This window comes from Colwellia sp. M166, assembly GCF_024585285.1.
GTDB lineage: Bacteria > Pseudomonadota > Gammaproteobacteria > Enterobacterales > Alteromonadaceae > Cognaticolwellia.
This window is the reverse complement of record NZ_CP040755.1, coordinates 1,636,417-1,660,111: the sequence shown is the minus strand read 5'-3', so window position 1 is coordinate 1,660,111 and position 23,695 is coordinate 1,636,417. Positions and strand designations below refer to the sequence as shown.

Below are 23,695 nucleotides of genomic sequence, written 5' to 3'. Positions count from 1 at the left end.
AATGTCAAATAATATAGATTTGTTTTATGTCCACCTTTTCAATGACTTTAGTGGCAGTCCTAGAGTGTTTAAAGACGCAATAGATAGTAATATTAATAATTTCGGTAAAACTTATGTTGTAACGAGCAAACATCAAGGTTTTCTAGATGGTGTTAATGCTAGTCGAATTAATTGCTTCTATGCCAGAAGTAATAATAGGTATATGCAGCTTTTTTACTTTATTCTCTCTCAAATATTACTGTTTGGTCAGCTATCCTGTTTTTTACTTAAAGGGCGGCTTGAAGGCCGTAAGTCAACGGTTATTATTAATACTATGTTGCCATTCGGTGCAGGGCTTTCCGCTAAATTTTTTGCTAATAGTATTGTATATTATGTTCATGAAACACACATTAAACCTGATGTATTGAAGTGTTTTTTACGTTTTTTTATAGAGCATTGTGCAACCCATGTTATTTTTGTCTCGAAATACCTTCAGCAAACGGAGTCATTTAAAAAACCATTGGCTGAAGTGATTTATAATGGCTTAAGAACAGACTTTCCTGTGGTAAAGGACGTTGATTCGAAGGCAAAGTTTATGCATAAGCAATTGTTTTTTGCTGGTTCATTAAAATCTTATAAAGGAATTGACCAATTACTTCAACTTGCTTTGCATTTACCTGATTTCAAGGTGATCGCTGCGGTTAATTGCGAAGAGGTAGAGCTGGCCCAATATAAAAAGAGTAATATAATACCTAAAAATATGTTGTTTCATATTCGCCCACTTAACATCCAATCTTATTTCGAACAAAGTTTTTTAGTATTGAACTTATCGCTGCCTGATGGTTGGGTGGAGACCTTTGGTTTATCGCTTTTAGAAGGGATGGCTTTTGGCTCACCTGTAATCTCGCCACCGGTAGGGGGGCCTATTGAATTTGTAAACAGTAGTAATGGTTATTTAGTGGATTCGCGACAGACAGAGAAAATTGTTGAGTTCATTTTACATTTAAACAGCTCCTTCGATGTGTGGAATGCTTATTCGCAACAAGCGTTTCAAACGTCAAAGCTGTTCACCGCTGAAGAGTATAAAAAATCCTTTAAAGCATATTTTCAAAAATTTGATTTAGTGTGAAATTTTCCTATGAGTAAAAGAGTTATGATATCAATCATTGGCACCGTTGGTGTTCCTGCCTGTTATGGCGGGTTTGAAACGTTAGTTGAGAATTTACTCGATGAAAATGAAAATGATAAAGTGATTAGCGTTTATTGCTCTTCAAAAAGCTATAGCGACAAAGCCAAAAAATACAAAAATGCACAATTGTATTATATTCCTTTAAACGCCAATGGCGTACAAAGTATTCCATATGATATTTTCTCGTTATGTCATGCAGTAATTAAAGGTACTGATAATATTCTGCTGTTAGGTGTATCCGGTGCTATTTCCTTACCTTTTATCAGGCTGTTCACTAAGGCTAAAATTATCACAAATATTGATGGTTTAGAGTGGCGCAGAGCAAAGTGGGGTAAATGGCCGAAACGTTTTTTAAAGCTTTCTGAAAAATTAGCAGTGAAATATTCTGATGTTGTTATTTCCGACAATCAAGCGATCGCGGATTATGTAAAAAATGAATATGGTGTTGTGTCAGAAGTCATAGCTTATGGTGGTGATCATGCGGTTGTAAATGATTTAAACCGTTCGGATGAGGGGTATGCATTAGCTTTATGTAGAATCGAGCCTGAAAATAATATTGAATTAATTTTAGAAGCATTTAGCCAAAAAGATAAAGCATTAAAATTCATTGGTAACTGGGACAATAGTGAGTTTGGTCGAACCATGAAAGCTAAATATGACCAGTATGATAATATAGAAATTATTAATCCTATTTATGATATTAATACGCTTTTTGATATTCGTCAAAAATGTAGTTTTTATGTACATGGGCATTCAGCAGGCGGTACTAACCCTTCTTTAGTTGAAATGATGCACTTTAATAAAAGCATTGTTGCTTATGATTGCAACTACAATATTGCTTCAACCGAAAGTAAGGCTCGGTTCTTTAAAAACACTGAGGAATTAGTCGAGTTGATAGAGAATTCTGCAACCTTCAATAACGGCGTTGTTATGCAAGAAATAGCAGAGCGCCGCTATACTTGGAAAATAGTAAAAGAACAGTATTTTAGTTTGTTTAAATAAAGAGAAAATTATGAGAAAAGGAATTATCTTAGCAGGTGGTAGTGGTACTCGCCTTTATCCACTCACAAAAGTGGTTAGTAAGCAATTGATGCCAGTTTACGATAAGCCAATGGTTTATTATCCTCTTGCTACCTTAATGCAAGCAGGGATACGAGAGATATTGATTATATCAACTCCTGAAGAAACTAGTCGTTTTGAAGATTTACTCGGTAATGGCGAAAATTTTGGAATTTCAATTTCCTATAAAGAGCAGCCTAGCCCTGATGGTTTAGCCCAAGCTTTTATCCTTGCTGAAGAATTTCTTGATGGAGCCCCAGCTGCATTAGTGCTTGGCGATAATATGTTTTATGGACATGACTTAACTAAGTCACTGCAAAGCGCCAATGCGCAAACAACAGGTGGTACTGTTTTTGGCTATCATGTTTCCAATCCACGTTCTTACGGTGTAGTTGAGTTTGACGCTAGTGGTACGGCAATTTCTATTGAAGAAAAGCCGGCTGAGCCTAAGTCGAATTATGCAGTGCCAGGATTATACTTTTTTGATTCACGTGTAGTTGAATTTGCTAAAAATGTTAAGCCTTCAGCGCGTGGCGAATTAGAAATTACTGATGTTATTGACCAGTACTTGCAAGCAGGTGAATTAAAAGTTGAAATTATGGGCCGTGGTACGGCTTGGCTTGATACCGGTACTCATGATGATTTACTCGCGGCTGCACAATTTATTTCTACTATTGATAAACGCCAAGGTCTGAAAGTTAATTGTCCTGAAGAAGTAGCTTATCGCAATGGTTGGTTGAGTGAAGAGAAGTTGCGTGAAATAGCACAGCCTTTGCGTAAAAGTGGCTATGGTGAGTATTTGATTAAATTAATTGAAGATCGGGTGTTTTAAGTATTCTTTATTTTTTGTAGGGAGCGCGGCTTTAGTCGCTTGTTTGTGGTTAAATTTTGTTTGTAGCACTGCGAATAAATTCGCCTCTACGGTAGACAACAGAAACATAGCTATAAGCTGACAGTTTTGAGCTTGCAGTAAACCACAACCATGATGTGGCACTTGTTTAACTGATAGCTGCAAGCTTCTAACTTACAGCTTTAATGAGATTTTATGAATTATATAGATACTGCTATAGCGGATGTAAAAATTATTGAGCCAAACGTGTTTGGTGATGAACGTGGTTTTTTTATGGAAACCTTTCGTGTTGATGAGTTTACTAAGCACTGTGCAGCACGCACTTTTGTACAAGACAACCATAGTAAGTCAGGGCATGGCATTTTACGAGGCTTACATTACCAACTGAAAAACACTCAAGGTAAGCTTGTGCGTGTTACTTCTGGTGAAGTTTACGACGTTGCGGTTGATATGCGTAAATCATCACCTACTTATGGCCAGCATGTTGGTGTTGTACTTTCTGGTGAAAATAAACGTCAATTATGGGTGCCTGAAGGCTTTGCTCATGGTTTTTATGTGATGAGTGATTCAGCAGAGTTTGTTTATAAATGTACCGATTACTATGCCCCTGAGCATGAAGTTTCATTGTTATGGGATGATCCTGCGTTAAACATCCAATGGCCGCTACGCGATGGTAATTTACCTTCGTTATCTGCAAAAGATGAAGTAGGGTTATTGTTTAAAGATGCGCCCTCGTTCTAGTAAATAGACTAGCCAATAAATAGATATAGTAATATAGACAATAAAATGAAAATAATTGTTATTGGAAAATCTGGCCAGCTTGCTTGGGAATTAGCCCAGCTTTCGACGCCTGAGCATGAAATCGTTTGTTTTGGGCGAGATGATGTTAACCTTGAAGATGTAACTGCGCTTACTAACATGTTGCATCTTCATAATGCTGCAGGTGTTATTAATGCGTCTGCTTATACCGCAGTAGATAAAGCTGAAAGCGATGTTGAAAATGCTTTTATGCTTAACGCAAAAGCTGTGGGTAATTTAGCCCAAGCCTGTAAAGCCTTAGCTGTCCCGCTTGTACATGTTTCAACTGATTTTGTGTTTCATGGTGATAAAGGCTCGCCTTATTTACCAAGTGATAAAATAAACCCACTAGGTGTATATGGCGCGAGTAAAGCCCAAGGTGAACAGCTAATTGCCGATATTTATCCCGAGCGTAGCGCTATTATTCGGACGTCTTGGGTGTATTCCACGCACGGCAATAACTTTGTAAAAACCATGTTGAATTTAATGGCGTCTAAACCAGAACTTGGTGTTATCAGTGACCAAATAGGTAGCCCAACTTATGCGAAAGGCCTAGCGGAAACATGTATTGCATGCCTGAATAACCAAGTGATTGGTATTCATCATTATACAGATTCGGGTGTGGCAAGTTGGTTTGATTTGGCTGTGGCAATTCAAAACTTTGGCTTGGAGCTTGGCTTGTTAGATAAAAGAATAGCTATTAAGCCGATCACCACTGCGCAATATCCAACGCCTGCTAAACGCCCACATTATAGTGTGATGGATAAAGCGAGTTTAGCAAACGCTTTACCGGAAATATCGTTAACACACTGGCAAGAACAGTTAAAAGCTATGTTGACAGCGCTAAAAGTAGAGCGTGAAGCACAATTAGCGTTTATTAATTAGAGATTATTATGAAAAGATTATTAGTTACAGGTGGTGCGGGTTTTATTGGTGCTAACTTTGTGCACTATTGGATGGCTAAATATCCGACTGATAAAGTCGTGGTGCTTGATGCACTAACTTATGCCGGCAATGTTGCTAACTTAGATTCTGTAAAAGACCAAGCTAACTTTACCTTTGTGCACGGTAATATTTGCGACCAGGGGTTAATTGAAACATTACTGCTTGAACATGGTATTGATACCTTAGTGCATTTTGCGGCGGAATCTCATGTTGACCGCTCAATTACTGGCCCAGATGCATTTATTGAAACCAATATCATCGGCACGTATAGTTTACTTAAAGCGGCTAAAAAAGTGTGGTTAGACGGCGAGAGTATTCATGAAGGCCATCGTTTTCATCATGTATCTACCGATGAAGTATATGGCACGCTTTCATCTACTGACCCTGCTTTTACCGAAGATACGGCGTACGCCCCTAATTCACCTTATTCTGCCAGTAAAGCAGCAAGTGATCACTTAGTGCGTGCTTATCATCATACTTATGGCTTAAATGTTACTACCAGTAATTGTTCAAATAATTATGGGCCATTTCATTTTCCTGAAAAGCTTATTCCTTTAGTTATTACTAATATTTTGCACGATAAAGCCTTGCCAATATACGGAGATGGCCAACAAATTAGAGACTGGCTATACGTTGAAGATCACGCTTACGGCATTGATTTAGTTTTACAAAATGGCCGAGTTGGTGAAAATTACAATATTGGTGGCGACAATGAATGGGCAAATATTGATATTGTTAAAACTATTTCAAAATTGGTTGAACATGAGTTTGTTAAAAACACAAATTTAGCTACCCGTTTTCCGGCGGCTAAAGCGGCGATGGCGCAAAACACTGAATCACTTATTACTTACGTGAAAGACCGGCTTGGCCACGACCGTCGTTATGCCATTGACGCGACTAAAACCAACAATGAGTTGAGCTACCAACCGAAAGAGTCATTTGAAACGGGTATTGCTAAAACCGTTGCTTGGTATTTAAATAATGAAGCTTGGTGGCAGAGTGTGATGGATGGCTCATACCAAAACTGGATAGCAGAGCAATATTCATAAATATTACCCGTAGCTAAAAATAACTGAAATATATTAAATTATTGAGTTGTTGTAAGCAGTTTTGGTGATTTAAAATAGCGCTTTGTACTAGCTTTAGGTGTCATTGTTAGCAATCGTTTGAAAGGGGGGAAACGCTGTAATTATTCTATCGCTAGACAATACGGCTTCAAATTTTTCATCTATAAATGTCATGACAAGTACTGAAACAACCCATACAATAAATATAAAGTTGCCAATAAGGATAAAAATGCCAAATAAGATCACAAAAGCGGTAATACCTGTCGCAGGTTTAGGTACTCGAATGTTGCCAGCAACTAAAGCTATTCCAAAAGAAATGCTGCCGATTGTTGATAAACCCCTTATTCAATACATTGTTAATGAATGTATTGCTGCCGGTATTAAAGAAATTGTGTTAGTTACGCATTCTTCTAAAAACGCCATTGAAAATCATTTTGATAAATCATTTGAGCTGGAAACGACATTAGAAAAGCGTGTTAAGCGCCAGTTACTTGATGAAATTCAAGCAATATGTCCAAAAGATGTCACCATTTTGCATGTTCGCCAAGGTGAAGCAAAAGGTTTGGGTCATGCGGTATTAAAAGCTCGACCGATTATTGGTAATGAACCGTTTGTGGTGGTGTTGCCTGATGTTATTTTAGATGATGCGACTGCAGATTTAAAAACTGAAAATTTAGCCGCGATGTTAAGCCGTTATAACGAGGTAGGTGGTTACAGCCAAATTATGGTTGAGCCTGTTCCTATGGAGCAAGTCAGTAGTTACGGTGTGGTCGATTGTGGTGGTGTTGATCTCGCACCTGGCCAGTCACAACCCATGACTGCTATTGTTGAAAAGCCAGCGATGGAAGACGCGCCGTCAAATCTCGCTGTGGTTGGCCGTTATGTGTTATCTGAAAAAATTTGGGATTTATTAAAACTAACACCGCCTGGTGCGGGTGATGAAATTCAATTAACTGATGCTATTGCGATGCTAATGGAAAAAGAAACCGTTGAAGCATTTCATATGACAGGTAAGTCACATGATTGTGGTTCTAAGTTAGGTTATATGAAAGCCAATGTTGAATATGGTTTACGTCACCCAGAAATGGCTGATGAATTTAGAAGTTATTTGACTGAGTTGATGAATAGTTAAATTAAGTTTTAAGCTATCAGTTTTAAGCTTTCAGTTTAAAGAAAAGAAAAGAAAAAAGAATCGCAGACAGCTTAAAGCTAATCAGGTTTACTGCATTCTTAACACTCAAAGGTTATATATGTCTTTAGATGTTCGATGGCAACAAAGGTTGAGTAATTTTAATTTAGCCCTTAATGGGTTATCTGAGGCTGTAAATTTAAATAAAGAACGCCCACTCAGTAAACTGGAAGAGCAAGGCTTAATTCAGGCCTTTGAATATAACTATGAGTTAGCCTGGAATGTTATTAAAGATTTTTATGAAGCGCAGGCGGAAGTTGGTATTCAAGGTAGTCGTGATGCTATTCGTATAGCCTTTAAACGCGGTCTAATTGATAATGGCAGTTTATGGATGGAAATGATTAAAAGTAGAGTGCTAACTTCACATACTTATAATCGTGAAACTGCTGCTAAAATATCTGCACAAATTATTAATGAGTATTACGATGCTTTTGTCTTGCTGAATACCAAATTAAATGATCTTCAAACAAAAGATCAGAGTTTACTTTAATAATGTTTGGCTTAGAACCTGATGCTATTGATGCCATTAAAGCTATATTTAGAAAATACTCAACTATTGATACGGTAATACTTTATGGCTCGAGAGCAAAGGGAAACTTTAAGATAGGGTCTGATATTGATATAACGCTTTTAGGTGAAAAATTGACTTATAAAGACCTAATTAATATTAGTATTGAGTTAGATGATTTACTCTTACCTTATGAGTTTGACTTGTCGATTTATGAAGATATAGACAGTAATAGTTTACTTGAACATATTAAGCGAGTTGGTGTAGAGTTTTATCGTAAAGCGGGAAAAGAAAAGAGATATAGCTAAGAAAAATCTGTCAGCTATCAGTTTTAAGCTTTCAGAAAAACATAGCTGTAAGCTGTTAGTATTGAGCTGTCAGCTGTCAGAGAAAAGAAAAACCATAAGTTTGGTGCTTGTTTTACTAACACTTTAAACTGTCTCTTGTCTGACAGCTTAAAACTTCTTTAGAGATTTATATGGATATTGAGTATTTAACCAAGCTAAGTACTAAAGCGCGGATACGTGAGTTGTTTTCACTGTTTAGTGATGATGCACGAAGTGACAATTATTCGGTTTCGGCAGCGGGTTTATTTTTAGATTATGCTAAGCAAAATATTGTTGATAGCGAGTTTGCGCCGTTATTTACTTTGGCTGAGCAAGTTGACCTTGCCGGTAAAATAGCGGCTCAGTTTGCGGGTGATGAATTAAACTGCACTGAACAACGTGCGGTATTACATACGGTATTACGTGCGCCAGATGCGATGAAACATGATGTTTTAGGTGCAGAGGCGCAAGAGGTTATTGATACTGAAGCTAAAATGGCGAAGATTGTTGATGATGTGCAATCAGGTAATGTTCGCTCGATTACAGGCGAAAAGTTTACTGATATTCTCGCGATAGGTATTGGTGGCTCTTATTATGGCGTAAAAGTGGCCTTGTCAGCACTGGTTCCTTATCATCAGCAAGGTTTGAAAGCCCATGTGCTAGCCAATGTTGATGGTGACGCTGCACAAGAAAAATTTGCTAAACTTAATGCCTCAACCACACTCGTGGTGGTTATTTCTAAAACCTTTTCTACTCAAGAAACTCTACTGAACGCCACTATCGTTAAAGCGTGGATGCTTAAAGCTTTAGCTGATAGCGATAATTCACCTGCTGACATTATTGCTCAACACTGGTATGCGGTAAGCACTAATATTGCGGCTGCGACACAATTTGGTATAAATGCGGAAAACATTTTGCCTATGTGGGATTGGGTAGGGGGCCGATTTTCGTTATGGTCAGCGGTGGGTTTACCACTGGCATTGATCATTGGTAATACGCATTTTAATGCTTTAAAAGCCGGTGCTCACGCGATGGACGAGCATTTTAAACATGCAACGTTTGAGCAGAATATGCCCGTTATTATGGCATTATTAGGTGTTTGGAATCGTAACGGTTTAGGCTACCCGAGTTTAGCTATTTTACCTTACAACCATGCGCTCAGGGCTTTGCCGGGGTATTTGCAACAAACAGATATGGAAAGTAATGGTAAATCTGTTGATAATAATGGCAACAAGTTAAATTATTTAACTGCGCCGGTAGTTTTTGGTCAAGAGGGCACGAACGGTCAGCACGCTTTTATGCAATTAATGCATCAAAGTGCTGATATTATTCCCACTGATTTTATTTTATCACTGGCTCCTACCAGTGAACATTTAGCTAATCATGATGCCTTAGTGGCAAATTGTTTTGCGCAAAGCGAAGCGCTAATGCAAGGTAAAACCTTAGCACAAGCCGAACAAGAGCTGCGTTTATCTGGCGCAGATGAAGCTGAGATTAAAAGGCTCGCTAGCCATAAAACCATGAAAGGCAACACCCCAAGTAACACTTTATTGATGCAGCAGCTTGATCCGAAATCGCTAGGTGCGCTGTTGGCGCTTTATGAGCATAAAATATTTGTCCAAGGCGTTATCTGGCAAGTAAATTCTTACGATCAGTGGGGCGTAGAATTAGGCAAACAGCTAGGTAAAGAAGTACTAAATGTTATGGCTAAGCCGATGGCCGAAATTGATAGTACAACACTCTCTGCTTCCTCATTAGCACTGATCCGTCGCTATAAACATAATTTAGGTAACAGCTAAATTAATCCCAATAGCACTTTAGTTACTCTGAATTTTTAGCTTTATATTATTTTGGTATAACCAAGCTTTTACTTATATGGATAATGCTTGGTCGCTGTGGCATGATATTAACCAATATTATGTCAACACCTTTAGTGAACAGCGATGCCTTTAACACATTTACAAAAGCTTGAAGCCGAATCTATCCATATTATGCGCGAAGTTGCCGCAGAATTTGATAATCCCGTAATGCTTTACTCTGTAGGTAAAGATTCAGCGGTACTATTACACCTAGCGCGTAAAGCTTTTGCGCCGGGTAAAATACCTTTTCCACTACTTCATGTTGATACTAACTGGAAATTCAAAGAGATGATCGCTTTTCGTGATCAAATGGCGAAAGACCATGGCTTTGATTTACTGGTGCATAAAAATCCTGAGGGCATGGCGATGAATATCAGCCCTTTTGAACATGGTAGTGCTAAGCATACTGATATCATGAAAACGCAAGGCTTAAAGCAGGCATTAGACCAATATGGTTTTGATGCGGCCTTTGGTGGCGCACGCCGTGATGAAGAAAAGTCGCGTGCCAAAGAGCGTGTTTATTCATTCCGTGATAAAAACCATCGTTGGGATCCTAAAAGCCAACGTCCAGAGTTGTGGAATGTTTACAACGGTAAAGTTAATAAAGGTGAAAGCATCCGAGTTTTTCCCTTATCAAACTGGACCGAACTTGATATTTGGCAATATATTTATTTAGAAAGTATTCCAATTGTACCGTTATATCTAGCTGAAAAACGTCCAGTAGTTGAACGTGACGGGACATTAATTATGGTTGATGATGACCGCATGCCAATTGGTGATGATGAAGAAGTACAAATGAAAAGTGTGCGCTTTAGAACCTTAGGTTGTTACCCATTAACAGGTGCTGTTGAGTCAACAGCGACGACTTTACCTGAAATTATTCAAGAAATGCTATTAACCAAAACCTCCGAACGACAAGGGCGCGTGATTGATCACGACTCTGCTGGCTCGATGGAGAAAAAGAAAATGGAAGGATATTTTTAAAACTGCGTTTTAAAAATATCCGAGAGTTGTAAGTTTGAAGCTATCAGCTATCAGTAAAAACAAGGAAAAGAAAGTTTAAAGTTTGAAGCTATCAGCTTTCAGTAAAAACAAGGAAAAGAAAGTTTAAAATTTAAAGTTTGAAGCTATCAGCTATCAGTAAAAACAAGTGCCATACTGATGGTTTAGGTTTTACTGACAGCTTATAGCTATGTTTATAGGTTTTACTGACAGCTTAAAACTGACAGCTTATAGCTATGTTTTTAGGTTTTACTGAAAGCTTAAAACTGACAGCTTATAGCTATGTCTTTAGGTTTTACTGAAAGCTTAAAACTGACAGCTTATAGCTATGTTTATAGGTTTTACTGAAAGCTTAAAACTGACAGCTTATAGCTATGTTTTTAGGTTTTACTGAAAGCTTAAAACTGACAGCTTATAGCTATGTTTTTAGGTTTTACTGATAGCTTTAAACTGACAGCTGTTAGCTTTGTCTTAACAAGGATTTGTTATGAACTTTGAGAAGTTAGAGGTGTGGAAAAGAGCTGCGCGGTTATCGGCGGAAATTTATAAGCAAACGGTGTCTTTACGTGATTTTGGTTTTAGGGATCAAATTACACGCTCTGGATTGTCTGTACCGAGTAACATTGCTGAAGGCATGACTCGTGAAACACCGAAGGATAAACGGCATTTTATTACCATCTCGCGTTCATCACTGGCCGAGCTGAGAACACAAATTTACATTGGAATCGAGATTGGCTATTTACCAAAAGATAAAGGCCAATACTGGATTAAAGAAACAGAAGAGTTATCAGCCATGTTAACCGGGTTGAGAAACACGATTTAAAAAAGAAATTAAGAGCAGTTTAAAGCTATCAGTAAAAACGTTTTAAGCTGTCAGCTGTCAGTAAAAACAAGTGCCACACTGATGGTTTGTCTTTTAACTGAAAGCTTAAAACTGAAAGCTTACAGCTACAACGTAATTAGGAATAATGATGATTGATTCACCCGCGAAAGATGTGCTTGATAGCGATTTGCTTGAAACTGACATTGAGTCTTATTTAAAGCAGCATGAAAATAAAGAAATGGTGCGCTTTTTTACTTGTGGCAGCGTTGATGATGGTAAAAGTACCTTAATCGGTCGCTTATTGCATGATTCGAAAATGATCTTTGAAGATCAATTAGCCGCGATTGAAAATGACAGTAAGAAGTCAGGCACTACCGGTGAAGCGATTGATTTAGCTTTATTAGTTGATGGTTTGCAGTCTGAGCGTGAGCAAGGTATTACCATTGATGTAGCTTATCGTTATTTTGCTACTGATAAACGTAAGTTTATTATTGCTGATACTCCAGGCCACGAACAATATACTCGAAATATGGCTACGGGTGCATCAAATTGTGATCTTGCCATTATCTTGATTGATGCTCGTCATGGCGTGCAAGTGCAAACTCGTCGTCATTCTTTTATCTGCTCTTTGTTAGGCATTAAGCATGTATTAGTAGCAGTAAATAAAATGGACTTGGTTGATTACAGCCAAGATCGTTATCAAGAAATTAAAAAAGAATATCGTAAATTTGCGGATGACTTAGCGTTTGATGATGTGCGTTTTGTGCCTATTTCGGCGCTTAATGGCGACAATGTTGTTGAAGAAAGTGTCAACATGCCTTGGTATCCTGGCGCGACCATGATGAAGTTGCTTAATACCATTAAAGTTGATGATCAAAAAGGCTTTACGCAATTTCGATTGCAAGTGCAATATGTTAACCGTCCTAACTTAGATTTTAGAGGTTTTGCTGGTACGGTTGGCTCTGGCCATATTCGTGTTGGTGATGAAGTGGTTGCTTTGCCATCAGGTAAAGAAAGTATTGTTAAATCAATTGTTACCTTTGAAGGTAATATTGACCGTGCTGATCAGGGCATGGCTATTACGCTGACCTTAGAAGATGAAATAGACATCAGCCGTGGTGAAATGATTGTTAAGAAAGGTCATTTGCCGTCATCAGCTAAAGAACTCAGTGCAACCGTTGTTTGGATGCATGAAGATGAGCTTGAACCTGGTCGTGAATACTATATTAAACAGGGCAGTAAACTTACTACTGGCCATGCACTAAATATTAGTCATCGTATTGACGTAAATACCTTGGAAGAATCTAATGTTGACCAATTAGCGTTAAATGAAATTGGTGTGGTTAACTTTGAAGTCGCTGAAAAATTGCATTTTGATGCATACAACGACAACAAAGCAACAGGTGCATTTATCATTATTGATCGCTTGAGTAACATCACGGTTGGTGCCGGTATGATCAATGGTGCCTTAGAGGCACAGCAAGAACATCAATATTCTGACTTTGAAAAAGAACTGAACACTTTAGTGCGTAAACATTTCCCGCACTGGGGTGCTCGTGACTTGTTAAAGAAATAACCATAGGAATAGCTGTCAGTTAAGAGCAGCTATCAGCTATCAGTTAAAGACAAGAGACTCGTTTCGAATTTGTTTTTGATTTTACTGAGAGCTTAAAACTGAAAGCTTACAGCTATAAGTTTTAAGCTCTCAGCTGTCAGTTAAAGACAAAAGACTTGTTTTGAGCTTGTTTTTGATTTTTACTGACAGCTTAAAACTGAAAGCTTACAGCTATATTTTGTGTGTTTTATTGAAGGCTTACAGCTGTTTTTTAGGTTGATATTATGTTGTTTATGCAGTGGTTATTTGTGTTGATATTTGTATTAACACTTGTCGCGCTAGTTCGCTTTTCCAGTATTCCTGAGCGGGTATTTGGTAGTGCTACGCTGGCGTGTTTAGCTGCTTCTTTTGTTTCTTCAAATGATATTCTTCATAATGCGGTAAACCCTGGTTTAGTGACCTTATTGTTATTGGTGCTATGTTCATTTGCTTATGAACGTACCAGTATCTTAAGACGGATATCCGCTTTGCTACTCAGTGGTAATGAGAAGTCTGCCAGCACTAAAACCTTGTTGTTTACGGCATTAAGTTCAGCAGTAATAAGTAATACCGCTGTGGTTGCAACACTTATTTCTACGGTGAAAAAAAATACCCTGGTTAATCCTGCTAAGCTGCTTTTACCATTATCATTTGCGGCAATTTTAGGCGGTACATTGACGTTAATTGGTACTTCAACCAATCTTATTGTTAATTCTTTGTGGCTTAAACAAGGGCAAGAGAGCTTTGGCTTTTTTGATTTTAGTTTGGTAGGGCTTGTTGCGTTAATCGTGTGTTTAGTGGTTATTTTGGTGAGACAAAATACCCTTAAGGATATGAAAACAGATGACTTACAAGTTAAAGAGTACTTGGTAGAGGCTAGGGTAAGCGAGCAGTCTAAACTCATTGGTAAAAGTATTGAAGATAACGGTTTACGAAATTTAGACACACTATTCCTTGTTGAACTAGTTCGCTCTGGCCGCCTGATTTCTCCTGTTGCACCCGATGAAGTGATTCAGCAGCATGATAGATTAATTTTTAGTGGCGACATCAGTAAAGTGTTAGTTTTACAACAGTTTGATGGTTTAAGTTTATTTGCTGAAAAAAATGGTTTATTACGTGATAACTTGACCGAGGTATTGATTAAGCCGGATTCAGCCATTGTTGGTAAAACGCTAAAAACTGCTGGTTTTCGCGCTCGCTTTGATGCCGCCGTTGTCGCTATTCGTCGCGAAGGGATGGCATTGTCAGGTAAGTTAGGCGAGATAAAAATTCAACCAGGTGACTTTCTTGTCTTAGCCGTAGGTAATGACTTTTCTGCCCGTACTAACTTAACTAAAAATTTCTATATTCTTTCTGGCCATAAACCGGATAGCATGCTTTCAGGCTGGCGTGATTCGTTAGCTATATTTGGTTTTGTGTCAGCGATTGCCTTAACGCTATTTAGCTCGATAAGTTTATTGTCTAGTTTAATGTTTTACATTGCGATATTAATTTTAACGGGGTGTTTAACGGTTAATGAAATTAAGCGTCGTTTCCCGATTGAAATTTGGTTAATTGTGCTCGGTGCCTTAACCTTAGCGCAGGCTTTTGAAAATAGTGGTGCTGCAGCGATTTTTGCTGGTGAAATTGAGCAGTTATTAACAGGACAAAGTGCGATTATCGCGCTAGTGGTTATTTTCTTTATCACTTTATTGCTCACCGAAGTTGTCACTAATAGTGCTGCCGCGGCATTAATATTTCCCATTGCTTACAATGTAGCGATTGGGTTAGGGGTAAACCCAATGCCCTTAGTTATGGCAGTAGCGTTTGGTGCCAGCGGTAGTTTTATCAGTCCTTATGGCTACCAAACTAATATTATGGTCTTTAATGCCGGTAATTATAAAATATCAGACTTTGTTAAGTTCGGTTGGCCAATAACTTTCGCATATAGCGCGGTAGTATTAACCATGATACCGCTGGTTTATAAGTTTTAATACTGGTATTAAGCGATAAGTTTTGAGCTTTCAGTAAAAACAAGTAAGAGAAAGTTTGAAGCTGTCAGCTATCAGTAAAAACAAGTAAGAGAAAGTTTGAAGCTGTCAGCTATCAGTAAAAACAAGTAAGAGAAAGTTTGAAGCTATCAGCTTGCAGTAAAAACAAGTAAGAGAAAGTTTGAAGCTGTCAGCTGTCAGTAAAAACAAGTAAGAGAAAGTTTGAAGTTGTCAGCTTGCAGTAAAAACAAGTAAGAGAAAGTTTGAAGTTTTCAGCTGTCAGTAAAAACAAGTAAGAGAAAGTTTGAAGCTATCAGCTGTCAGTAAAAACAAGTAGAGAAAGTTTGAAGCTATCAGCTTGCAGTAAAAACAAGTAAGAGAAAGTTTGAAGCTGTCAGCTTGCAATAAAAACAAGTAGAGAAAGTTTGAAGTTGTCAGCTGTCAGTTAAAAATAAAGACTAGTTGGGAGCTTGTTTTGTGGTTTACTGAAAGCTTTGAACTGACAACTTACCGCTATTATCTATGTTTATTTTAGGAATTTTATGAAAACTGAAAATACTGTTTGGCATGAACAGCATATTGATAAACAGCAGCGTGCTGAATTGAAACAACAGAAGCCTTGTTTACTTTGGTATACCGGCCTTAGTGGCTCAGGTAAATCAACCATTGCGAATGCCGTTGATGCGATGTTATTTGAACGTAGTTGCCATAGCTATTTGCTCGATGGTGATAATGTTCGCCACGGTTTAAATGGTGACTTAGGATTTAGTGATGTAGACCGTGTTGAGAACATTCGCCGTATCAGCGAAGTAGCAAAATTGTTCGTTGATGCCGGCTTAATTGTTTCTACAGCGTTTATATCGCCATTTCGTGCGGACAGAGCTTTAGCTGAAAGTAAATTGGCACCAGCTGAGTTTATCGAAGTCTTTATTGATACACCGATTGAGATTTGTGAACAACGTGATCCTAAAGGTTTATATAAACTTGCCAGAGCGGGTGAGATTAAAGACTTTACTGGTATCGACTCTGCTTATGAAGCGCCTGAAAAAGCACAAATTCATATTAATACTGACGGTAAAAGCATTGAACAATGTGCTCAACAGGTTGTTGATTACTTGGCAGAACACGGAATTATAGCTAAGAGCAAAGCTGCAAGCTTTCAGTAAAACCAAAAAATAGCTGTAAGCTTTCAGTTTTGAGCTTTCAGTAAAACCAAAAAATAGCTGTAAGCTGTCAGTTTTAAGCTTTCAGTAAAAGCAAAACCAAGCGCCTAACCAAGAGTGTGGTGTTTGGTTTTACTTGTTTTAGCTGATAGCTTCAAACTAAGAACTTAGCTGTAAGCTATTAGTTTTTAGCTTTCAGTAAAAGCAAAACCAAGCGCCTAACCAAGAGTGTGGTGTTTGGTTTTACTTGTTTTAGCTGACAGCTGACAGCTTTTAACTGATAGCTATCTTTTACTGACAGCTCCAAACTGATAACTTTCTTTTACTGATAGCTAATAATTTATTTAGGATCTTTCATGCATTTTGATGTTTTTAATGGCGATGCCGACGGTATCATTGCGCTTTTACAGCTACGACTGGCTGAGCCAAAATCTTCAACATTAATCACCGGTGTTAAACGTGATATCGAGTTATTACAGCAAGTTGACATTAAAAAAGCGACTTCGGTAACTGTACTGGATATATCAATGGAGAAAAATCATCAAGCACTGACAAACATACTCAATAATGACGTTGAGGTTTTTTATGTTGATCACCATCGCGCGGGTACTATCCCAAAGTCAAAACAGCTAAAAGCAATTATTGATACCGATGCTAATACTTGTACAAGTTTACTGGTTAATCAGCATTTAGCAGGGCGCTTTGTTTTGTGGGCAATTGTTGCCGCATTTGGTGATAATATGAATCAGGCTGCTGAACAATTGTCAGCGCAACAAGGTTTAGCGCTCAATGAGCAGGCAAAGCTTAAAGCCTTAGGCACTTATATCAATTACAATGGCTATGGGCGCTCAGTTGATGATTTGCACTTCGCACCAGCGCAGCTGTTTGAAAAGCTACTTAGTTACCCTAATCCATTTACGTTAATCGCCGAGCCTAACTCAATTTTCAGCCAGCTTGAACAAGCCTATAATGCTGATATGCAGCAAGCCTGTAACGCCGAGATATTACACGATAGTAATGTACTGCAAATTATTGAGCTCGAAAATGCCCCTTGGTCAAGACGAGTGAGCGGTGTTTTTGGTAATGAATTAGCAAATAGAGCGCCCTACAAAGCGCATGCAGTGTTAACGTTAAATGCTGATAATAGCTATTTAGTTAGCCTGCGAGCACCTTTAAATAATAAGCAAGGTGCTGGCGATCTCTGCGTGCAATTTGAGACTGGTGGTGGCAGAGCTGCAGCCGCAGGTATAAATAAGCTTTCACCAGAAAACCTTGGCAAGTTCATCGAGATGGTGTCAAAATATTATCAAGCATAATTTATCAGCATTTCGCATCTGAGAATAAGATAAATTAAATTTTGATATTTATAAGGATTTTTAGATGAGTTTGTTGATCACTGGCGGTACCGGTTTTATTGGTAGCCACACGGTTGTGGAATTATTAGCTTTAGATAAAGATATTATCATTGTCGACAACCTGGCAAACTCTTCAACCTTAGTACTCGATCGGATAAAGCAAATTAGCGGTAAAACAGTCACTTTTATTGAAGCTGATATTTGTGATCGAGTTGCGATGCAGCAAGTATTCTCCGAACATGACATTGATGCGGTAGTTCACTTTGCCGGCCTAAAAGCGGTAGGTGAGTCTAGTACTATGCCATTAAGTTACTATCATAATAATGTCTCGGGCTCAGTAACCTTGCTACAAGTTATGGCTGAACATGGCGTTAAAAACTTAGTTTTTAGTTCGTCAGCTACTGTTTATGGTGAAAGCAATCCGTCACCACTTGATGAGACTATGCCTACCTCTGCGACCAACCCTTATGGTCAAACCAAATTAATGATCGAAAATATACTCTTTGATTTAGCAAAAAGTGATGCCGAATGGTCTATTGCCTGTTTACGTTACTTTAACCCAATTGGCGCACATGAGTCAGGCTTAATTGGCGAAAATCCGAATGGTATTCCTAATAATTTACTGCCATATGTTTCACAAGTTGCCGTTGGCCGCTTAGCACAGTTACAAGTTTTTGGTGATGATTACCCAACTGCCGATGGCACTGGTGTTAGAGACTACATTCATGTTGTTGATTTAGCCCAAGGTCATGTTAAAGCATTAGAAAAACTTAACGAAATTAAAGGCTGTGTAGCGATTAACTTGGGCACAGGTAATGGTACGTCGGTACTAGAAATTGTTAATACCTTCAAAGAAATTTCAGGCCAAGATATTCCCTTTAAAATAGTGCCACGTCGTGCTGGCGATATCGCCACTGTTTATGCTGATGCGAAAGTCGCCAATAAGCTCTTAAACTGGCATGCACAGCGTGATTTAGCGACTATGATTACTGATACGTGGCGCTGGCAGTCACAAAACCCTAATGGTTTTGAATAATTAATGGTTTAGTAAATCGTATATTTGGCCGTAGACAAGCGCAATTAAGCTTTTAAAATAGGAGAATTGAATGCACAAAGGAATTATTTTAGCCGGTGGTAGTGGTACTCGTCTTTATCCATTAACCAAAGTAGTGAGTAAGCAGTTGATGCCCGTTTATGATAAACCTATGGTTTATTATCCACTTGCAACATTAATGCAAGCTGGGATCCGAGAGGTCTTGATTATATCTACGCCGGAAGAAATTCATCGCTTTGAGGATTTGCTCGGCAATGGTGATAATTTTGGTGTGTCAATCTCCTATAAAGAACAACCTAGTCCTGATGGTTTAGCACAAGCTTTTATCTTAGCAGAAGAATTTCTTGATGGTGCACCTGCGGCATTAGTACTTGGCGATAACATGTTTTATGGCCATGATCTGGTTAAGTCACTGCAAAATGCTAATACGCAAATAACCGGCGGCACGGTTTTTGGTTATCATGTTTCAAATCCTAAAAGTTACGGCGTAGTTGAGTTTGATTCTGCTGGAACTGCTATTTCGATAGAAGAAAAACCTCTAGAGCCTAAATCTAACTATGCAGTACCAGGGTTATACTTTTTTGACTCGCGTGTGGTTGAATACGCTAAAAATGTTAAGCCTTCAGCACGTGGAGAATTAGAGATAACAGATGTTATTGATCAGTATTTAAAAGCTGGCGAATTAAAAGTTGAAATTATGGGCCGTGGTACGGCTTGGCTTGATACTGGCACGCATGATGATTTGCTGGCAGCAGCACAATTTATAGCCACTATTGATAAACGTCAAGGGCTAAAAGTTAATTGCCCAGAAGAAGTGGCTTATCGTAATGGTTGGTTAAGTGAAGAGAAGCTGCGTGAAATTGCTCAGCCGTTACTTAAAAGTGGTTACGGTGAATATTTAATAAAATTGATTGAAGAGCGAGTGTTTTGATGCAATACATTGATACCGCTATTGAGGATGTTAAAATAATCGAGCCGAATGTATTTGGTGATGAACGTGGTTTTTTTATGGAAACCTTTCGCGTTGATGAATTCACTAGTCACTGTGCAGAGTATAGCTTTGTGCAAGATAATCACAGTAAATCAAGTCATGGTATTTTACGTGGTTTGCATTATCAATTGAAAAACACCCAAGGTAAATTAGTTCGTGTAACTTCTGGCGAAGTTTATGATGTGGCCGTTGATATGCGCCAATCATCACCTACTTATGGCCAACATGTTGGCGTGGTACTTTCTGGTGAGAATAAACGTCAGTTATGGGTGCCTGAAGGTTTTGCGCATGGTTTCTATGTCATGAGTGAGTCGGCAGAGTTTGTTTATAAATGTACTGATTATTATGCGCCTGAGCATGAAGTGTCATTATTATGGAATGATCCGGCGTTAAATATTCAGTGGCCTTTAGTTGACGGCAAAAAACCTTCATTATCAGCAAAAGATGAAGTGGGCCTGTTATTCAAAGATGCGCCTACGTTCTAGTGCTCTGCTTTATCAATAAATAGATAATAGATAAATGATGATAGATAATAAGAAAATGACAATAATCGTTATTGGTAAATCTGGTCAACTTGCTTGGGAATTAGCTCAGCTGTCGACACCTTCACAAGCTGTTGTATGCCTTGGACGCGATGATATTGACTTACAAGATGTTGCTGCATTAGTTAAGACGTTAAAACAGCACAAAGCTACTGCTGTTATTAATGCCTCTGCTTATACCGCGGTAGATAAAGCTGAAAGTGATAGAGAAAACGCCTACTTATTAAATACGGAAGCGGTCGGGCACTTAGCGCAAGCATGTAAGTGCTTAGCTGTGCCATTTGTGCATATTTCAACCGATTTTGTTTTTCATGGTGACAAAGGCTCACCCTATTTACCCAGTGATGAAATAAATCCATTAGGTGTTTATGGTGCGAGTAAAGCGCAAGGAGAGCAGTTAATTGCCGATATTTACCCCAAACATAGCACTATTGTTCGCACATCTTGGGTATATTCAACGCATGGCAATAACTTTGTAAAAACTATGCTGAATTTAATGGCGACTAAACCCGATTTGGGTGTTATCAGTGACCAAATTGGCACGCCCACTTATGCTCAAGGCTTAGCAAAAGCCTGTATTGCTAGTATAGCTCAGCAAGTTACTGGTATTCATCATTATACTGATACCGGTGTTGCTAGCTGGTTTGACTTTGCTGTAGCTATTCAGAATATTGCTTTAGAGCTTGGCTTGTTGGATACAAAAATACCCCTTAAGCCGATAACTACTGCGCAATACCCTACAGCCGCTAAACGTCCACCTTATAGTGTGCTAGATAAGTCTAGCCTAGTTAATGCCTTACCGGAGCTTTCGTTAATGCATTGGCAAACACAATTAAGAGTTATGATGATAGCGTTAAAGGCCGAACGTGAAGCCTAGTAAAGCCGAGTTAGCCAAGTTTATTAATTAGAGATTATTATGAAAAAATTATTAGTTACGGGTGGGGCGGGTTTTATTGGCGCTAACTTTGTGCATTATTGGATGGCTAAATATCCAAGTGACCAAGTGGTGGTGCTTGATGCACTGACCTATGCGGGTAACATTGCTAACTTAGACAATGTAAAAGATAAAACTAACTTTACTTTTGTCCATGGTAATATTTGTGAGCAAGCATTAATTGAAACATTATTACTTGAATACAGTATTGATACCTTAGTGCACTTTGCTGCTGAATCACATGTAGACCGCTCAATTACTGGACCTGATGCCTTTATTGAAACTAATATTATCGGTACCTATAGTTTGCTGAAAGCGGCAAAAAAAGTCTGGCTAGATGGTGAAAGTGTGCTTGAAGGACATCGTTTTCATCATGTTTCAACGGATGAAGTGTACGGTACGTTATCAGCTACCGATCCTGCTTTTACCGAAGATACTGCTTATGCGCCTAATTCACCTTATTCTGCCAGTAAAGCGGCTAGTGACCATTTAGTACGTGCTTATCATCATACTTATGGTTTAAATGTGACGACTAGTAACTGCTCAAACAACTACGGCCCGTTTCATTTTCCAGAGAAATTAATTCCATTGGTTATTACTAATATTTTGCATGATAAAGCCTTACCAATATACGGTGATGGTCAGCAAATACGTGATTGGTTATATGTAGAAGACCACGCTTATGGTATTGATTTAGTATTACAAAATGGTCGCATTGGCGAAAACTATAATATTGGTGGTGATAATGAATGGGCCAATATTGATATTGTTAAGACCATTTCAAAATTGGTTGAACAAGAGTTTGTAAAAAACAAAGCTTTAGCTACTCGTTTTCCCGCGGCTAAAGCGGCGATGGCGCAAAACACTGAATCACTGATTAGTTATGTTAAAGACCGACTTGGCCACGATCGCCGTTATGCTATTGACGCGACTAAAACCAATAATGAGTTGGGTTATCAGCCGAAAGAGTCATTTGATAGCGGTATTGCTAAAACGGTGGCTTGGTATTTGAACAATGAAGCATGGTGGCAAAGTGTGATGGATGGCTCATATCAAAATTGGATTGCTGAACAATATTCGTAATGCTTACCGCTCCCCTAATATAAAGCTTAGAATATCCTAGGCTTTATATTTTGGTTTTAGTAATACCCAAGCCGATAGTTACTATTAGCTTTTAGTGCTTGATTGTTCATCAGCCCAAGCAATAGCTTCATTGTAATTTTTTATGACCTTAGCTTTTTCTAAGCCAAGGGTTTCTATAACCGTGGTGGTTTTTGACCACTCTGCTCGCTCAATAAACTCTAATAGCATAATGAGTGCCGCCATTGAGCCTTTACGCGTTAACAAGCTGTCTTTTATTTCTTGTGCTAAAGGCAACTTCGAGAGAATACTTGCTAGCTCTTCATCAACAATGGCGTCAATTAATGACAATAAACCGGTTAAAAATGCGATAGAATTATCTATTGGCGGTTTAACATCACTGGCCATTAGTTCACAAAATTTTGCACGTACCATGGCTGCGTTGATAAGCTCTGATGGCTTATCCGGATTAATATTAGACGCAAACATTAAGCCCAAAAAGCGTTTTAATTCCCCTGAGCCTAGTGTAACCAATGCTTGCTTAATGGTTGCTATTTCATTGCGTCGTTTGAAAATTGCTGAGTTTGCGTAACGCAATAATTTATACGATAAGGTTACGTCACGCTCAAAAACTGAGGTGATACTTGCGAGGTCTAGATCTTTTTTTGATGTTTCATAAAGCAATTCTGCCATTGCCATTTGTGATGGGGATAGGCTTTTAGTTTTTACCATTTCTGGTTTTGCAAAAAAGAAACCTTGAAAGAGCTCAAAATCTAACGCTAATGCTTGGTTATATTCTTCATAAGTTTCGACCTTTTCCGCTAGCAATTTGATATGAGGGAAATTTTTAATAGCAAATTTTACTGCTTTTATAGTTTCTAAGGACGTGACTTGCCAGTCGATTTTAATAATGTGAATAAACGGATAAAAGTGTTGCCAAACAGCTTGATGAATATAATCATCTAAGGCTATGGTATAACCTTTGTCATGTAAATTCTTACAGATTGCTAATAGCTTTTTACCTGGTTTTACTGTTTCCAAAATTTCGACAACAACTTCTTCAGGTGTCAGGGTTTCTGGGTACCCTTTGAGCAGTGTTGCTAAGGTGAAATTAATGAAAGCTGGCTTATTGCCGGTAAATTCACTGATGCCTAGATTAAAGTTACTCGCTTCGATCATTTTAGTGGTTGCTTCGTCAGCGTCAATGTCGGGAAAAATATTATCGATACTGTCACGAAACAATAGTTCATAGGCAAAGAGCTTTTTTTCTTTATCTAAAATAGGTTGCCTAGCAGCGTAGAAATACATACAAATTCCCGATTAATCTGATTTTATAATACATAAACTTATTATTATTGTTATTATCAACCAGTAAAAGTAATTTACTCGTTACAATCTTATTTATAACACAAATAAAT

At 38.3% G+C, this 23,695-nt stretch carries 22 protein-coding genes; 21 read left to right on the top strand and 1 reads right to left on the bottom strand.

Features of this window, described 5'->3' with window-relative positions:
- The first annotated feature begins 1 nt into the window (after position 1).
- The 21 genes from FGD67_RS07500 (at position 2) to rfbB (FGD67_RS07400) (ending at position 22,280) form a co-directional block, all read left to right on the top strand.
- Complete coding sequence (locus tag FGD67_RS07500; RefSeq protein WP_257174418.1) at positions 2 to 1,108, top strand: glycosyltransferase family 4 protein; 1,107 nt, start codon at positions 2 to 4, stop codon at positions 1,106 to 1,108.
- A gap of 9 nt (positions 1,109 to 1,117) precedes the next feature.
- Positions 1,118 to 2,170, top strand: coding sequence for a DUF1972 domain-containing protein (locus FGD67_RS07495; RefSeq protein WP_257174417.1), 1,053 nt, complete (start codon positions 1,118 to 1,120; stop codon positions 2,168 to 2,170).
- Between the two features lie 10 nt (positions 2,171 to 2,180).
- Entirely contained in the window at positions 2,181 to 3,059 is an 879-nt protein-coding gene (rfbA, locus tag FGD67_RS07490) for a glucose-1-phosphate thymidylyltransferase RfbA (RefSeq protein WP_257174416.1), read from the top strand.
- Positions 3,060 to 3,272: 213 nt separating this feature from the next.
- Positions 3,273 to 3,818 carry a dTDP-4-dehydrorhamnose 3,5-epimerase gene (rfbC, locus tag FGD67_RS07485; RefSeq protein ID WP_257174415.1) on the top strand — a complete coding sequence of 182 codons (546 nt, stop codon included), beginning with the start codon at positions 3,273 to 3,275 and terminating at the stop codon, positions 3,816 to 3,818.
- 45 nt (positions 3,819 to 3,863) lie between these two features.
- Entirely contained in the window at positions 3,864 to 4,760 is an 897-nt protein-coding gene (gene rfbD, locus FGD67_RS07480) for a dTDP-4-dehydrorhamnose reductase (RefSeq protein ID WP_257174414.1), read from the top strand.
- Positions 4,761 to 4,768: 8 nt separating this feature from the next.
- Positions 4,769 to 5,869 carry a dTDP-glucose 4,6-dehydratase gene (rfbB, locus tag FGD67_RS07475; protein WP_257174413.1) on the top strand — a complete coding sequence of 367 codons (1,101 nt, stop codon included), beginning with the start codon at positions 4,769 to 4,771 and terminating at the stop codon, positions 5,867 to 5,869.
- Between the two features lie 247 nt (positions 5,870 to 6,116).
- The gene (galU, locus tag FGD67_RS07470; RefSeq protein WP_257174412.1) at positions 6,117 to 7,019 is read left to right on the top strand and encodes a UTP--glucose-1-phosphate uridylyltransferase GalU; all 903 of its coding nucleotides are present in this window, start codon (positions 6,117 to 6,119) and stop codon (positions 7,017 to 7,019) included.
- 148 nt (positions 7,020 to 7,167) lie between these two features.
- A complete protein-coding gene (locus FGD67_RS07465) occupies positions 7,168 to 7,566 on the top strand; it encodes a nucleotidyltransferase substrate binding protein (protein WP_257174411.1) in 399 nt (132 codons plus the stop codon).
- 2 nt (positions 7,567 to 7,568) lie between these two features.
- A complete protein-coding gene (locus FGD67_RS07460) occupies positions 7,569 to 7,892 on the top strand; it encodes a nucleotidyltransferase domain-containing protein (protein ID WP_182240334.1) in 324 nt (107 codons plus the stop codon).
- A gap of 170 nt (positions 7,893 to 8,062) precedes the next feature.
- Positions 8,063 to 9,709, top strand: coding sequence for a glucose-6-phosphate isomerase (pgi, locus tag FGD67_RS07455; RefSeq protein WP_257174410.1), 1,647 nt, complete (start codon positions 8,063 to 8,065; stop codon positions 9,707 to 9,709).
- A gap of 144 nt (positions 9,710 to 9,853) precedes the next feature.
- Positions 9,854 to 10,753, top strand: a complete 900-nt coding sequence (cysD, locus tag FGD67_RS07450) for a sulfate adenylyltransferase subunit CysD (protein ID WP_257174409.1) — start codon at positions 9,854 to 9,856, stop codon at positions 10,751 to 10,753.
- A gap of 505 nt (positions 10,754 to 11,258) precedes the next feature.
- Positions 11,259 to 11,594 carry a four helix bundle protein gene (locus FGD67_RS07445; protein WP_257174408.1) on the top strand — a complete coding sequence of 112 codons (336 nt, stop codon included), beginning with the start codon at positions 11,259 to 11,261 and terminating at the stop codon, positions 11,592 to 11,594.
- A gap of 148 nt (positions 11,595 to 11,742) precedes the next feature.
- The gene (gene cysN, locus FGD67_RS07440) at positions 11,743 to 13,170 is read left to right on the top strand and encodes a sulfate adenylyltransferase subunit CysN (protein WP_257175086.1); all 1,428 of its coding nucleotides are present in this window, start codon (positions 11,743 to 11,745) and stop codon (positions 13,168 to 13,170) included.
- Between the two features lie 263 nt (positions 13,171 to 13,433).
- Positions 13,434 to 15,161 carry an SLC13 family permease gene (locus FGD67_RS07435; RefSeq protein ID WP_257174407.1) on the top strand — a complete coding sequence of 576 codons (1,728 nt, stop codon included), beginning with the start codon at positions 13,434 to 13,436 and terminating at the stop codon, positions 15,159 to 15,161.
- 539 nt (positions 15,162 to 15,700) lie between these two features.
- On the top strand, positions 15,701 to 16,324 hold the full coding sequence (gene cysC, locus FGD67_RS07430; protein WP_257174406.1) for an adenylyl-sulfate kinase: 624 nt from the start codon (positions 15,701 to 15,703) through the stop codon (positions 16,322 to 16,324).
- A 353-nt stretch (positions 16,325 to 16,677) separates the two neighbouring features.
- Positions 16,678 to 17,637, top strand: coding sequence for a DHH family phosphoesterase (locus tag FGD67_RS07425; protein WP_257174405.1), 960 nt, complete (start codon positions 16,678 to 16,680; stop codon positions 17,635 to 17,637).
- A gap of 64 nt (positions 17,638 to 17,701) precedes the next feature.
- The gene (galE, locus tag FGD67_RS07420) at positions 17,702 to 18,712 is read left to right on the top strand and encodes a UDP-glucose 4-epimerase GalE (RefSeq protein WP_257174404.1); all 1,011 of its coding nucleotides are present in this window, start codon (positions 17,702 to 17,704) and stop codon (positions 18,710 to 18,712) included.
- 70 nt (positions 18,713 to 18,782) lie between these two features.
- Positions 18,783 to 19,661 (top strand): glucose-1-phosphate thymidylyltransferase RfbA, encoded by an 879-nt coding sequence (rfbA, locus tag FGD67_RS07415; protein ID WP_257174403.1) that lies wholly within the window; start codon positions 18,783 to 18,785, stop codon positions 19,659 to 19,661.
- Complete coding sequence (gene rfbC / locus FGD67_RS07410) at positions 19,661 to 20,206, top strand: dTDP-4-dehydrorhamnose 3,5-epimerase (RefSeq protein ID WP_257174402.1); 546 nt, start codon at positions 19,661 to 19,663, stop codon at positions 20,204 to 20,206. The genes rfbA (FGD67_RS07415) and rfbC (FGD67_RS07410) overlap by 1 nt, the downstream gene beginning before the upstream one ends.
- Positions 20,207 to 20,261: 55 nt before the next feature.
- Positions 20,262 to 21,140: a dTDP-4-dehydrorhamnose reductase gene (gene rfbD / locus FGD67_RS07405; protein WP_257175085.1), complete on the top strand. Its 879-nt coding sequence runs from the start codon at positions 20,262 to 20,264 to the stop codon at positions 21,138 to 21,140.
- Between the two features lie 39 nt (positions 21,141 to 21,179).
- Entirely contained in the window at positions 21,180 to 22,280 is a 1,101-nt protein-coding gene (rfbB, locus tag FGD67_RS07400) for a dTDP-glucose 4,6-dehydratase (protein WP_257174401.1), read from the top strand.
- 84 nt (positions 22,281 to 22,364) lie between these two features.
- Here the strand turns inward: rfbB (FGD67_RS07400) and FGD67_RS07395 are convergent, their stop codons facing one another.
- Complete coding sequence (locus tag FGD67_RS07395) at positions 22,365 to 23,585, bottom strand: EAL and HDOD domain-containing protein (RefSeq protein WP_257174400.1); 1,221 nt, start codon at positions 23,583 to 23,585, stop codon at positions 22,365 to 22,367.
- Positions 23,586 to 23,695 lie beyond the last annotated feature (110 nt).